This window comes from Patescibacteria group bacterium (assembly GCA_028707065.1).
GTDB lineage: Bacteria > Patescibacteriota > Patescibacteriia > Patescibacteriales > WJLG01 > JAQTUZ01.
The window spans coordinates 1-13,531 of record JAQTUZ010000005.1 but is presented as its reverse complement, the minus strand read 5'-3'; the positions used below and the strand labels follow the sequence as shown (position 1 = coordinate 13,531).

Sequence of the window (13,531 nt, the reverse complement as noted above, 5' to 3'; positions counted from 1 at the left end):
GTTATATTAGTATGTATTCGTGCGATTAGTATTACATTTCATAATTTTTTTCATGATCAATAGTGAAATTACAACTTTCGCTGAAACCACCTTCCGCAACCGCAAGATCAAATTCGGCATTAAAGTCGACGACCGCCGCCGCCATATGTATCTGATCGGGAAAACCGGCATGGGCAAGTCGACGATCTTGGAGAATATGATTGTCGCTGATATTCGCGCCGGCCGCGGCGTGGCCGTGGTCGATCCGCACGGCGATCTGGCGGAAAAGGTGATGCAATATATTCCGGCCGAGCGGATCAAGGACGTGATTTATTTTAATCCGTCCGATACTGATTTTCCCATCGCCTTCAATATTGTCGAAGCGGTCGATATCAAAGTCCGGCATTTGGTCGCCTCCGGATTGGTCGGCGTGTTCAAGAAACTTTGGGCCGATTCCTGGGGACCGAGATTGGAATATATTTTGCGCAATGCCATTTTGGCGGTTTTGGATTATCCCAACTCCACTTTGCTTTCGGTCATCCAGATGCTTTCCGATAAGAACTATCGCAAGAAAGTAATGGCCGAGGTCAAAGATCCGGTGGTCAAATCTTTTTGGCTGAAAGAATTTGCCAGCTATGCCGATAAATTCGCTTCCGAGGCGGTCTCGCCGATCCAAAACAAGGTCGGACAGTTTTTGTCGAGCTCGCTCATCAGGAATATCGTCGGCCAGACCAGATCGTCGATCGACGTGCGCGACGCGATGGATAAGGGAAAAATTTTGATCATGAATTTGTCCAAAGGCCATATCGGCGAAGACAATTCGGCGCTTTTGGGCGCGATGATGATCACCAAGATCCAGCTGGCGGCGATGAGCCGCGTGGACATCAAAGAAAAGGAGAGAAAGGATTTTTATCTTTATATCGACGAGTTCCAGAATTTTTCGACCGAATCGTTCGCCACGATCTTGTCCGAAGCGAGAAAATATCATTTGAATCTGATCATCGCCCATCAATATATGGAGCAGCTGACGGATGAGGTTAAAGCGGCGGTGTTCGGCAACGTCGGCACGCTGGTCGCTTTCCGCGTCGGAGCGATCGATGCCGAGGAATTGGTCAAGGAATTTACGCCGATTTTTGAAGAAGAGGACATTCTCAATCTTCCCAAATATGAATTTTATGTTAAATTAATGATCGACGGCGTGGCTTCGCCGCCGTTTTCCGCCCGAGGCTTGCCGCCCCTAACCGATGAAGAAAGAACGAATAATTTGCAAAAGGCGGTTGACTGGACGCGGCAAAGTTATGCTAAGCCGCAGGCCGAGGTTGAGGAAGAAATAATGAGAATTCATTTTGCCGAAGAGCCGGCCAGATTGCCGGTTATGCCAGGCAGGGAAACATCAATCAGCGCGACTGGCCTGGTTTCCAAGCCAAATCTGGAAAAACCGCGAGTCGAATCCCTGCCCCGGCCGAATTTCGTGCCCAGGTTCGAAACTGCTACGGCCAAGGCCGATCGACCGACCAGAAGAGAAGAACCAAAAGCGAGCGGAGTTTTATTTGACGCGCGCTGCGCTTCTTGCGGGGCGGAAACTAAAGTTCCTTTCAAACCTGATCCCGCCCGCCCGGTTTATTGCAAGAATTGTTTGTCGGAATTGAAAAAGAAAAAGCGCGACGGTGCCGCGGATCGTCCGGTAAAAAAAGATCGGATTGATCTTTCGCAAATTTCTCCATCAACTCTTTTGGCTCGGGGAGCGGTTTCTACCGGCGCGAATGAGGAAGGTTATGTTTCGCTCTCCAAATTGAAAGAAACCGGCTTGTCCGCCGCAGCCTTGGCGAAGGCGGGACTGCCCGGTTTTGACCGGAAATCGAAAGTTGAAAATAATCCAACCGTCGCTAAAGCTATGGTTGGCAAGCCGCCCGAAGCCGTTGAAGCGCCAAAAAATTCGGAAAAAGATTTGGCCGAAGGAGAAGACATTGTTTTTGAATAAAAAAGAAATTTGAAATTGGAAATTAGAAATTGGAGATTTAAAAATGCTAATTTCAAATTTCCAATTTCTAATTTCAATCCAATATTATGAGTTTTACTCATTTTTTTAGTATCAAGAATATTGTGGACACGTTCGGGCTATTTTACGTCAATGATTATCCTTTTTTGATGATGGTTTGGAATTTATTTTTGGCCATGGTGCCATTCGGATTGTTTTTGTTATTTTTTTCTTATTGGCAGAAAACCAAGTTTAAAAAAACCGGCCAGAAAATCCGGGCCGTTATCATTTTTTTCTTTTGGTTCATTTTTTTGCCCAATGCCGCCTATTTGGTGGTGGGCAACCGCCATTTGTTGAATTTTTGCCCGGCCGACTCGGCAAACAGCGTTTGTATTGCCGGTACTTGGCAGATAATGTATTTTTTTGTTTACAGCGTTTTGGGCTGGGTTTTGTTTGCTATTTACTTGTCCCAGATGCGTCAGGTATTGGCCAAGATTTTTAATGCTAAAATTGCCCGTAATTTGATCTATGGCATGATTCCTTTTGTTTCCTGGGCGGTCTTGCTTGGCCTGATCGAGCGTTATAATAGTTGGGATATCTTCCTTCATCCCTTGTTGATTTTTCAAAATTTGCTAAAGTATCTCGTGGATTGGGAATATTTCCGGAATTTATTGGTTTTTACGGCCGGCTACTACGTTCTTTATTTTTTTGGTACGGTTATTTTTAAAATAAAGCTTACAAAAAACTGAAATTAGTTAATTAGTCGATTAGGTACTTAGTTTTTTTGCGAAATAGGTTGTCGGGAAAATCCAGGCGTTTATTTTTTTTGTTGTGTTATATTGATTCCTGTTTTCACGAGGATAAACTTCGACCGATATCTATAAAGTTTTTAAAAAAACGCTCAAGAAAAAATCCTGAGCGCTCGAGATTGGTTAACGATAACCACTATCGCCTCAACGGCGTTTTTAGAGGTACCGTAATTGTTTGTTTTGTTGCCATTTCCGATTGAGGTAAATTGGATGTTTGTATGTATCTATAATAGGCCATAAGGCAGATACACAAAGACATTAATCCAATAAAAATTACAACTGGCGTAAGCATATCGTTGTCTCCGGGTTTTCTGGTCTTAATCGTATAACAACAATAAAAAACAGAACAAAGGAAACCAAAACCCGAAAAGGCAATAAAGAAAATGCAAGCGGAAGAATCCATGAAAAACCTCCTTGAGAAATCATTGAGTTGGAATGAACGCGTAAGTGCAATTTTATTGTTTAATAAATTTAATATATCATAAAATTTTAATAAAGTCAATAGCAGGTAATAAAAATTAATTGAAATAAGCTAAAATACAGCCAAACTAATTAACCAATTAACTAATCAACTAATGGATTATTTAAAAATCGGCAAGGCGACTGAATTGACCGGCGGCGACCGCGTATTTTATCGAATACTCGAAATTTTTCCCGGCGCTTTTTCCTGGGGGACTTTGCTGATTCTCATCATCTTTTCTTATTTCCAACCGGTTTGGGTGGCTTATTTTATCATCGCCTTTGATGTCTATTGGCTTCTGTTGGTGCTTTATCTGGGTGTAATGCTGTTCACATCGTATTTTAAGATGAAAAAAATGCGTTCGATGGATTGGCGCCGCAAATGCGAAGAGTTAAATATTGCCACTGCCGGTAAATTGCCGGCTGACAGCTTGGTTAAAAAAGGATTTACTTATCGGGATGTCATTCACCTGGTCATCGTGCCCACGGCCGTGGAACCGGTTGAAGTTTTGCGTTCGAGCATTCAGTCGATAGTTGACGATCATTTTCCCGTGGAAAATATTATTTATGTCTTGGCGATCGAGGAACGCGAAGGGCAGAAGGGTTTGGATAAAGCGGCGATCCTCAAGCAAGAGTTTGCCGGAAAATTCCGGAATTTTTTAGTAACCATTCATCCTGACGGGATCGTCGGGGAGTTAAAAGGCAAGGGTGCAAATCAGACTTGGGCGGGACGGAAAGTCAAGGAAGAACTGATTGACCCGGAAAAGATTCCCTACGATAAAATTTTGGTCAGTGTTTTCGACAGCGACACGGTGGTTTATCCCGGTTTTTTTCATTGCCTGACTTATTACTTTTTGACGTTGACCAAGCCTTATCGCGTCAGCTATCAGCCTATTCCGCTCTATCATAATAATGTCTGGGAAGTGCCGTTTTTTTCCCGCGTCGCCGCCTCAAGCAATACTTTTTGGCAGATGATGCAGCAGATCCGTCCGGACAAATTGGCCACTTATTCTTCCCATTCAATGAGTTGGCGGTCTTTGGTCGATATCGGTTTTTGGTCAACCACCATGGTTTCTGAAGATTCCCGGATCTATTGGCATTGCTATTTCCATTATAATGGCGATTATCGAGCCGTACCGATTTTTTTCCCGATCTCCATGGATTCGATTATGGTTCAAGACAACTGGAATACGATGAAAAGTTTGTATAAGCAGCAGCGCCGCTGGGGCTGGGGAGTGGAAAATATTCCCTATTTAATTTTCAATTCGGTCAAACGCTGGAAAGATTTGCCCAAGCGCGACGCCTTGGATAAAATGTTCACCCAAGTTTACGGTTTTCATTCCTGGGCGACTAACGCCCTGATCATCGGCGTGGTTGGTTGGCTGCCGTTATTTTTCGGCGGCGAGGCTTTCAATGCCATGGTTATTTCGGGCAATTTGCCCGGCGTCACGCAAACCCTGATGACCTTATCGATGATCGGCTTGCTGATCTCGGCGATCGTTTCTTCGCTTTTAATGCCCAGAAGGCCGGTGGGGGTCAGCCGCTTTAAAAGAGTGATGATCGTTTTCGAATGGCTCTTGCTGCCGGTGGGAATAATTTTCTTCGGTTCCTTTCCGGCGCTGGACGCGCAAACCCGCCTGATGTTGGGAAAATATATGGGTTTCCTGGTAACACCCAAAACCCGCAAGGAACAATAAATTTGCAATCAGAAATGAGAAAAAATAATAAAAGAAAAATTTTGACCGGACTTTTTTTAACCCCCTATTTTTTTACTTTGGTTTGTTTGATTGTGATCGCCGTGATAATTTTGCCGGTTTATCAGAATGCTCGCGAGCGCCTGGCCGTCAATAATGAAGTGGCCGATCTGCAAAAACAGATCAGCAGCTTGGAAGCAAGCAATAACGATTTGACCGCGATGAAAAAATATTTGCAATCCGACCAATTTGTGGAAAAAGAAGCCCGGCTTAACATGAATTTAAAAATGCCCGGCGAGCATGTGGCCGTGATCGAAAATTCCGGTCAGTCCGGCAACGTCGCCGCTTTTGGCGCGGCCAACGGCAATTCAGATAAAAAAAATTCCAACCCGGTTAAGTGGTGGAACTATTTTTTCGGTCAGTAATCTGATCTTAAAGCTTTGGGTATATAATGCGAATACTACCGATTCGTCTGCCGCACTACGAATGCGGCTCATGCGAATTTTACTAAAATGAGTCGCGAATACTACGAACATTTTTTACGAAAATTCCCCTCCCCGGGAGGGGTGCCGAGCCCGGCGAGGCGGGGTGGGTTTATTCCCGACAATATTTATGTCAATCAAGCTAACGTATTTTGTTCATGGTACAACCGAAGATAATGAGAAAGAAATTTCCTCGGGTTGGTCTGATGCAAAACTTTCAATTTTGGGTGTCAAACAATGTTTAGAATTAAAAGATAAAATTAAGGGCAGGAAATTTGATGTTGTTTTTTGTTCCGATCTAGACCGGGCGGCAAGTTCTGCAAAATTAATTTTTGAGGATAGGATAAAAATTTTTACTGATAAAAGATTGAGAGAATGTAATTACGGTGATTATAACGGCAGAGCTTCTTCGATTGTCGAGCCTCTGCAAGAAAAATTTATTACTGAAAATTTTCCCGATGGAGAAAGTTATGAAGATGTGAGAAAAAGAATCGAAGACTTTATTGTTTTTCTGAAAAAAAATTACGACGGAAAGAATATTGCCATTGTTGGGCATAAAGCCCCGCAACTCGCCTTGGAAGTAATTTTGAATAAAAAAGCTTGGGCGCAAGCCTTTGCTGATGATTGGAGAAAAAATAAGGCCTGGCAACCGGGGTGGGACTATTTTATCGAATGAGAGTAAAAAATGAGCCGAGAAGGGGGATCGGACCCCTGACCTACGGTTTACGATACCGTCGCTCTACCAGCTGAGCTATCTCGGCTTGAATTTAACATTACGATTTAATAAGCGCTATGCGAAGTTACCGTCGCTCCCCGCTACATCGGCCAAAGGCCGTGAGCGGGTCCGCGCGCGCCGCTTCAAAGCGGCGACGTCGCGGATACCAGCTGAGCTATCTCGGCCTTAGTCGATTAGTGGAATAGTTAATTGGTTACTTGGTTTACGAGACAAAAGATTTCGAAAATTTTAAAAAGATTTGTAAAATTAATTGATTTTAGCGCAAAATTTGCAGACCAATCAACCAATCAACCAATCAACCAATCAACTGATTATCCGGCAAATTTATTTCCCAATTATCCGAATTGTTGGTATTATTAAAGTATCATTAATGTTTCATAAAATCAAGACAAGCAGAGCTATGATTAAAGGATTAAAATTACTTCTTACTTCTTTCTTCTTACTTCTTACTTTCGGCGTGCTGCCCGCTTTGGCCGCCGATGGTATTGTTTTTGATGATGGCGGAGTTTCCGGCGCATCAGTTCCTCTTGCCACTCAGGCCAAAGTCGTTCCGCTAGCCCAGCCGGCTACGACAACCGCCGCTAGCGCGGCGATTAACACGGAGGCGGTCAGCGTCAGTCTGGATGCAAGCTCGGCGATCAAGGGGCGTGCCTTGTCCACCGTTGATAATAATTTTAGCGTATCTTTTCCGGCTAAATCTTTGATTGGCGCGACCGAGATCCAAGCGCAGCCGGTCACCGATGAATTACCGACTCCGTGGAAATTGGAAAAGATCAGCCCGACCTATCAATTCGATTTGAGCAACAATTCGGCTTACAATAATAAATTGCCGATTACTTTGAAGCTAAGCTACAACAGCAACGACCAGTATTATAAAAGAATTTATTTTTACGATAAAAATTATCAGTCCTGGCGCGAATTGCCAACCACGGATGATCCGGCAAAAAAAACAGTAGCGGCCAAGATCTTCTTGCCTTACGCCCAAGTGGCGGTGATGAGCGATCCGGCCGTGCTGATCGCGGGCAAAGCCAGCTGGTATGCTTATAAAAACGGAAATTTTGCGGCTTCAATCGATTTCCCCAAGGGTTCAAAATTACGCGTCTATAATATCGACAATAACAAATCAGTCGATGTTACTATCAATGATTTTGGACCGGAAAGGGATAAGTTTCCCGATCGGATCCTGGACTTGGATAAAGTCGCTTTTAAAAAAATAGCCAAAGCCGGCAGCGGCATCGTTAGCATCAGAATTCAGCCGCTTTATGTGGCGCCGGATGCTAATGGGCGTATTTTAGGCGTTTCTAAAACAGGAGCGATGTCCGAACCGGATATTAAAGCGGCGGCGGCGATCGTCATTGATGAAAAAACCGGCGGCGTGATCTGGGAAAAGAATTCTTCCGCTGTTTTGCCGTTGGCCAGCTTATCCAAACTAGTCGCCATTAAAATTTTTTTCGATCAGCATCCTTCTTTAAATACCGTGGTAACTTATAAAAAGCAAGATGAATTGTATAATTATCAATATTGTCTGCCGGCGGAATCGGCCAAGCTATCGGTTAACGATGGCGATACCATGACGATCGGCGATTTGGTTTACTCCGCTCTGGTCGGTTCGGCCAATAATGCCGTGGAATCCCTGGTCAGGGTCTCCGGACTTTCCCGCGACGCTTTCTTTGCCGAGATGAATGCCTATGTCGCGTCGATCGGCGCGACCAGCACCCATTTTATCGAACCGACCGGCCTTTCGCCCGCTAACGTGAGCACTGCCCGCGAGTATGCTATAATTATCAGAGAAATATTTAAGAATCCGGTGATCCAAAAAATCAGTGTTGCTCCCAGATATTCCTTTGTCACCATCAATACCAAGAAGAAACATACTTTGACTAATACCAATAATTTCATTCGTGACGGAGTTTTTGCCGCCGTCAACAATTTAAAGGTCACCGGCTCCAAAACCGGCTATCTGGACCAATATAATTTAATGACCAGAGTGACGGGATCTGCCGGGGAGGAGCTGATCGCGGTGGATTTCGGCGCCACGACCAAAATACAAAGTTTGGCAGAGACGCAAGAATTGATTCAGTATGGAATTAGAAAATTGCAATAAACATGATACGAATACTACGAATTTTTCGCGAATACCGCGAACTATTTAACGAATTATCCATCGTTAATTCGTTAAATCTATTTGTAGTATTCGCGTACAATTCGTAGATTCGCATTATATACCCAAAATACAAATTATGATTAAATTATTCAATGTCTATAAATCATATACTTCCGAAATTCAAGTCTTAAAGGACGTGAATTTGCATATCAAACCGGGCGAGTTTGTTTCGATCGTCGGAGTGTCCGGATCGGGCAAGACGACTTTGGTCAAGGCGATGATCGGCGAAGAAAAGATCAACGAGGGAAAGATCGTCATCGGCGGCTGGGATATTACCAATATCGGCGGCCGGGAAGTGCCGTATTTGCGCCGGCAGATCGGCGTTATTTTTCAGGATTTCAAATTGCTGCCTAAAAAAACTTTGTTTGAAAACGTGGCTTTCGCCCTGGAAGTCTGTGGCCAATCTTCGAAAAGGATCAAGGATATCATTCCCCGGGTGATGAAGATCGTCGGCTTGGAAGATAAGATGGATCGCTATCCGCACGAAGTTTCCGGCGGCGAAAAGCAGCGTGCCGCCATCGCCCGCGCTCTGGTTCATAGCCCGAAAGTGCTCTTGGCCGATGAACCAACCGGCAATTTGGACGCGATCAACGCCAATGAGATCACCGACTTGCTTTTGCATATCAATAAGTTCGGTACCACAGTCGTCTTAGTCAGCCACAATAAAGAGATCGTCAATCGCCTCAACAAAAGAGTGATCACCATCGACAACGGCTGCATCGTTTCCGACCGGGAAAGGGCGAAGTACCTTCTTTAATTTTCAATTTAAAATTTATTCCCCTCCCCAGGAGGGGTGTCCGCCCCGGGCGGACGGGGTGGGTTTCATATTATTCCCCTCCCCAGGAGGGGTGTCCGCCCCGGGCGGACGGGGTGGGTTTCAATAAATACTATATGTTTTTTCTCTCGCTTTACAGAATTATAAAATTCAGCTTACAGGATTTGTCCCGCAACATTTGGCTGTCGATCGTGACAGTGATGATTTTGATTTTAGCGCTTTTTTCCATCAATATGCTGTTGGTGGTGAAAGTGATCGGTGATGCCGCTATCGGCGCCATCAAAGATAAAATCGACGTCAGCCTTTATCTCAAACCGGACGCTGAAGAAAACGCGATCATGGCTTTAAAAGCGCAAGTGGAAAATTTAAGCGACGTGAAAGCGGTCAAATATGTTTCCAAGGAGGAAGCGTTGAGCATCTTTCAGCGGAACAACAGCGATAATCCGGAAATTTTGCAGGCGCTGCGGGAATTGGGAAAAAATCCGCTGACGCCGACTTTGATCATTCAGCCGAAGAACGCCGACGCCATCGATAATTTGACGCACGGACTGGACCGCATCGCCTCGACGATCATTGATTCGCGGAATTTTACTGACTACCAGACCATGCTCGATAAAATTAATTCCGTGACCGACAAAGTCACCAAGGCCGGTTTGATCTTGAGCGCGATTTTCGTCTTTATCACCTTAATGGTTATTTTCAACGCGATCCGCGTCGCCATTTACACGCATAATATGGAAATAAATATCATGCGCTTGGTCGGGGCGCCCAACTCCTTTATTTATTTGCCGTTTTTGGTTTCCAGCCTTTTTTACACTTTGTTCGGCGTGATCATTATTATCTTGCTGTTTTATCCTTTCCTCTCCTTGTTGCAGCCGTATTTGGAAGCGTTTTTCGTCGGCTACAATATCAATCTGATTGATTATTTTAACCGCCACTTCTTCGAAATCTTCGGCGGCGAATTCGTTGGTATTGCCGCGATCAATATCCTGGCCAGCTGGTGGGCGGCCCGTCGTTACGCGCAAGCGTAGATTAGTATAAAGTATAAAGTATTTGGTATTTAGTATATTTTTTGCCATGCGGCAGTCTCCCGTCAGGGGACTGCCGCTTTTAAGTTCGCAACTTGATTTTTAGCCGAAAATTTGCTATTCTTAAAGATAATTTAAATAATTTTTTAATGCTTTTAACCCGATATGATTATGGGTCTGTCGTCGAATGCTCTTTGAGCATAAATTTTTCAGATTTTGAGGAAATTTTTTAAAAAATATTGAAGGTGATATGACTATATCAGCTGAAATATTTTTTAAAAAATTTACCAAAAGATGAAGATTTAGGCCAAAACGGCATTCGGCGACAGACCCATTGCTATCAGGGGAAGCCGAAAAACTATGGGAATATTTTGGCCGTTAATTATTATTTTGGTCGTTCTTTTTCTGGCCAGTTTGAAGCAGATCAATCAGTATGAGCGCGGCGTCAGATTCACCATGGGCCGGTTTACCGGCATTATGAATCCGGGCTGGAGACTGGTCATTCCGGTTTTTCAGACTTACCAAAAAGTCGATATGCGCATCAAAGCGGTTGACGTGCCGGATCAGAAGGCGATCACCCGCGACAACGTTTCGGTTACCGTCAATGCCGTCATCTATTATAAGATCTCTGACGCGTCCAAAGCGGTCATTGAAGTTGAAAATTTTTATTACGCCATTTCTCAATATGCCCAAACCACGATGAGAAATATCGTCGGCGAGGTTTCTTTGGACGAGCTTTTGGCCAGCCGCGACAAGATCGCCGACCGTATTCGCGAGATCGTGGATAAGGAAACCGAAGCCTGGGGCCTTAAAGTGAATAACGTGGAATTGAAAGACGTTTCTTTGCCTGAATCGATGGAGCGCACGATCGCCAAACAGGCGGAAGCGGAAAGAGAAAAGCGGGCAGTGATCATCAACTCCGAGGGTGAATTGGCGGCTGCTTCCAATATCGCCAAAGCCGCTGAAATTTTATCGGCTTCTACCGGCGCTTTGCATCTGAGAACTTTACAGTCGATTAACGATATTTCTTCTGACCAATCCAACACGATCGTCTTTGCGACGCCGGTCGAAATTCTCCGTTCCTTTGACGGTTTTGCAAAAAAGACCGACAAGGAGATGAAAGGCAAGACAGAGATCAAGGTTCAATAGGACTGATAGATAAAAAACATTTTGTTGCGTTGCGGCCTCCCGAAGGGGGCTGCAACGTTTATTTTTAGCGTCCCGGGCGATCCTTGCGGCTATTTTAACGCCAGCTTATAATATCCTTATGAGAAAGATTCTGCCTAAAAGTTTTTTCGCTCGCCCGACCCTGCAAGTCGCCCAAGACCTGCTGGGCAAATTTTTGGTCCGAAAAATTCCCCTCTCGCTTGCCCCGCAAAGTGAAGCGAAGCGTGGGAGAGGGGTGGCCGCGCCGCGCGGACGGGGTGTGTTACGCCGGGAAGGCGAGATAGCGGTGATGATCACTGAAGTCGAAGCTTATGACGGCCCAAAAGATAAAGCCTCGCATGCTTCACGGGGGATGACGGAGCGCAACGCGATCATGTTCGGCCGAGGCGGATATTTTTATGTTTATCTCTGTTATGGCATGTATGAGATGCTTAATATCGTCACCGGTCCGAAAGATTATCCCGCGGCAATCCTTCTCCGCGGCGCCGTATCCCCCCTCCTTTCAAAGGAGGGGTTTGGGGGTGGTTTTTCCCCCCTCCTTTCGAAGGAGGGGTCTGGGGGTGGTTTGGACGGTCCCGGCAAACTCACTAGATTTTTAAAAGTCGACCGCCGTTTCAATAAAAAATTAGCGATTAAAAAAACCGGCCTCTGGTTCGAGGACCGCGGCGTAAAAATTTCCGGATCAACGATCAGGCGCACCCCCCGCATCGGCGTCGCTTACGCCGGTCCGATCTGGTCGAAAAAACTTTTTCGTTTCCTGATTGACAAAGCAGTTTGATTTAGGTTAAACTCTTACTTCGCACCTATCACAATAAACCCACATTTAACGAGGAGGTTTTGAATGAGCAGTTCAATCATAGTTTTCGCTTCCGGCACCCCAACTGGCGGCGGCAGCGGTTTCAGAGAGTTGCGTGAGCATTCCTGTCTTTCCGGTTCTTTTTTGGATGCGCACATCGCTGCCGTTGTTTCACAATATCCTGAAGGCGGCGTAAACAAGCTTGCCAAAAAACTCAATGTGCGTTTTCATCTTTTTCAAGGGCCGTTTGATGCCGACCATTATCGAGAAATCGTCCGTCAGTATCGGGCGGATTTCGTCGCCTTGTCCGGCTGGGTTTTAAAGACTGCCGGCTTGGATCCGAGGAAAACAGTCAATATCCATCCCGGTCCGCTGGAAGGCCGCGGCCGTTCCGGCCCGTTCGGCGGCAAGGGGAAATATGGCCACCATGTTCATGAGGCAGTAATGGAGGCCTATCACCGCGGGGAAATTGCTGAATCAGCCGTGACCATGCATTTCGTCACCGACGATTACGATGCTGGTCCAATCATTACGAAATGGCCGGTGCTGATCCGTCCTGACGATACGCCGGAAACATTGGCTGCTCGGGTAAATGAAAAGGAGCGGGCCATCCAAAGCTGGGTGATGAATCTGGTGATCAGGGGGCACGTGAAACTTATCCGCCAGGAAGATCGCTGGGTAATTTCCGCAAGCGATGAGATCAAAAAAATCCTTCCCGGAATAGAAGTTGGGTCTATTTGAAACGTTGTATTGCCAGAAGCCGCGCGGTTGGATATTCCAGCCGCGCTTTTTTTGACAAAAAATCAAAAATAACCTATATTTTTAATAAGCGCCGCTCTTCTGGTGCTTTTATTGTAAGGCGAGATTTGGCAGTAAAATAGAAAAAATTTATAATTTATAATTCATAATTTGTAATTGATTTTGGGGGATCGTCCAATGGCCCGCCCAAGGCGGGCGCGTAGGACAGCAGCCTTTCTTGCCCGCCTCTGGCGGGGGAGCTGTTTAAAAATAATTAGAATTTTGGGGGATCGTCCAATGGTAGGACAGCAGCCTTTCTTGCCCGCCTCTGGCGGGGGAGCTGTTTACATATATGCCATATCAAGTTTATGTTCTAAAAAGTTTGAAGGATGGAATTAGATATGTTGGCTGCGGATCGGATGCACAGGAAAGACTTCGTCGACACAACAAAGGGGATTATGTTTTTACCAGTGGCCATTGCCCGTGGCAGTTAATGTTTATAGAAAATTACCAAGAGAGAAAAGTTGCCTTTGAAAGAGAAAAATTTTTAAAATCGGGACAAGGTCGGAAGTGGCTCAATGAAAACGGAATAAAATGAATTGGGGGATCGTCCAATGGCCCGCCCAAGGCGGGCGCGTAGGACAGCAGCCTTTCTTGCCCGCCTCTGGCGGGGGAGCTGTTTAAAAATAATTAGAATTTTGGGGGATCGTCCAATGGTAGGACAGC

General features: G+C 45.3%; 12 protein-coding genes and 1 tRNA gene. 12 read left to right on the top strand and 1 reads right to left on the bottom strand.

Annotation, left to right across the window (positions count from 1 at the left end; translation table 11 throughout):
- Positions 1-52: 52 nt before the first annotated feature.
- The 5 genes from PHE24_02645 to PHE24_02625 all read left to right on the top strand — a co-directional run bounded on the left by PHE24_02645 (position 53) and on the right by PHE24_02625 (position 6,077).
- Positions 53-1,960, top strand: coding sequence for a type IV secretion system DNA-binding domain-containing protein (locus tag PHE24_02645; protein ID MDD4902012.1), 1,908 nt, complete (start codon positions 53-55; stop codon positions 1,958-1,960).
- Positions 1,961-2,046: 86 nt separating this feature from the next.
- Positions 2,047-2,706: a DUF1361 domain-containing protein gene (locus PHE24_02640; protein ID MDD4902011.1), complete on the top strand. Its 660-nt coding sequence runs from the start codon at positions 2,047-2,049 to the stop codon at positions 2,704-2,706.
- A gap of 635 nt (positions 2,707-3,341) precedes the next feature.
- Positions 3,342-4,922, top strand: coding sequence for a glycosyltransferase family 2 protein (locus PHE24_02635; GenBank protein MDD4902010.1), 1,581 nt, complete (start codon positions 3,342-3,344; stop codon positions 4,920-4,922).
- 14 nt (positions 4,923-4,936) lie between these two features.
- Positions 4,937-5,344: a septum formation initiator family protein gene (locus tag PHE24_02630; protein MDD4902009.1), complete on the top strand. Its 408-nt coding sequence runs from the start codon at positions 4,937-4,939 to the stop codon at positions 5,342-5,344.
- 163 nt (positions 5,345-5,507) lie between these two features.
- Entirely contained in the window at positions 5,508-6,077 is a 570-nt protein-coding gene (locus PHE24_02625; GenBank protein MDD4902008.1) for a histidine phosphatase family protein, read from the top strand.
- A 12-nt stretch (positions 6,078-6,089) separates the two neighbouring features.
- On the opposite strand, the gene PHE24_02620 is transcribed toward PHE24_02625, so the two are convergent.
- Positions 6,090-6,162 (bottom strand) — tRNA-Thr (locus PHE24_02620).
- Positions 6,163-6,537: 375 nt separating this feature from the next.
- Here PHE24_02620 and PHE24_02615 point away from each other — a divergent pair.
- The 7 genes from PHE24_02615 to PHE24_02585 all read left to right on the top strand — a co-directional run bounded on the left by PHE24_02615 (position 6,538) and on the right by PHE24_02585 (position 13,403).
- Positions 6,538-8,241, top strand: coding sequence for an RlpA-like double-psi beta-barrel domain-containing protein (locus tag PHE24_02615; GenBank protein MDD4902007.1), 1,704 nt, complete (start codon positions 6,538-6,540; stop codon positions 8,239-8,241).
- A 136-nt stretch (positions 8,242-8,377) separates the two neighbouring features.
- Positions 8,378-9,058, top strand: a complete 681-nt coding sequence (locus PHE24_02610; GenBank protein ID MDD4902006.1) for an ATP-binding cassette domain-containing protein — start codon at positions 8,378-8,380, stop codon at positions 9,056-9,058.
- 182 nt (positions 9,059-9,240) lie between these two features.
- Positions 9,241-10,107, top strand: a complete 867-nt coding sequence (locus PHE24_02605; protein ID MDD4902005.1) for a permease-like cell division protein FtsX — start codon at positions 9,241-9,243, stop codon at positions 10,105-10,107.
- A gap of 357 nt (positions 10,108-10,464) precedes the next feature.
- Positions 10,465-11,253, top strand: a complete 789-nt coding sequence (locus PHE24_02600) for a slipin family protein (protein ID MDD4902004.1) — start codon at positions 10,465-10,467, stop codon at positions 11,251-11,253.
- A gap of 118 nt (positions 11,254-11,371) precedes the next feature.
- Complete coding sequence (locus PHE24_02595) at positions 11,372-12,049, top strand: DNA-3-methyladenine glycosylase (GenBank protein MDD4902003.1); 678 nt, start codon at positions 11,372-11,374, stop codon at positions 12,047-12,049.
- Positions 12,050-12,112: 63 nt separating this feature from the next.
- The gene (locus PHE24_02590; GenBank protein ID MDD4902002.1) at positions 12,113-12,808 is read left to right on the top strand and encodes a formyltransferase family protein; all 696 of its coding nucleotides are present in this window, start codon (positions 12,113-12,115) and stop codon (positions 12,806-12,808) included.
- Positions 12,809-13,157: 349 nt separating this feature from the next.
- Complete coding sequence (locus PHE24_02585) at positions 13,158-13,403, top strand: GIY-YIG nuclease family protein (GenBank protein ID MDD4902001.1); 246 nt, start codon at positions 13,158-13,160, stop codon at positions 13,401-13,403.
- Positions 13,404-13,531 lie beyond the last annotated feature (128 nt).

What these genes read in the sequence shown, in the direction of transcription:
- PHE24_02645 (MDD4902012.1), top strand. Translation starts at nt 53, where the DNA reads ATGATCAATAGTGAAATTACAACTTTCGCTGAAACCACCTTCCGCAAC.
- PHE24_02640 (MDD4902011.1), top strand. Translation starts at nt 2,047, where the DNA reads ATGAGTTTTACTCATTTTTTTAGTATCAAGAATATTGTGGACACGTTC.
- PHE24_02635 (MDD4902010.1), top strand. Translation starts at nt 3,342, where the DNA reads ATGGATTATTTAAAAATCGGCAAGGCGACTGAATTGACCGGCGGCGAC.
- PHE24_02630 (MDD4902009.1), top strand. Translation starts at nt 4,937, where the DNA reads ATGAGAAAAAATAATAAAAGAAAAATTTTGACCGGACTTTTTTTAACC.
- PHE24_02615 (MDD4902007.1), top strand. Translation starts at nt 6,538, where the DNA reads ATGATTAAAGGATTAAAATTACTTCTTACTTCTTTCTTCTTACTTCTT.
- PHE24_02610 (MDD4902006.1), top strand. Translation starts at nt 8,378, where the DNA reads ATGATTAAATTATTCAATGTCTATAAATCATATACTTCCGAAATTCAA.
- PHE24_02600 (MDD4902004.1), top strand. Translation starts at nt 10,465, where the DNA reads ATGGGAATATTTTGGCCGTTAATTATTATTTTGGTCGTTCTTTTTCTG.
- PHE24_02595 (MDD4902003.1), top strand. Translation starts at nt 11,372, where the DNA reads ATGAGAAAGATTCTGCCTAAAAGTTTTTTCGCTCGCCCGACCCTGCAA.
- PHE24_02590 (MDD4902002.1), top strand. Translation starts at nt 12,113, where the DNA reads ATGAGCAGTTCAATCATAGTTTTCGCTTCCGGCACCCCAACTGGCGGC.
- PHE24_02585 (MDD4902001.1), top strand. Translation starts at nt 13,158, where the DNA reads ATGCCATATCAAGTTTATGTTCTAAAAAGTTTGAAGGATGGAATTAGA.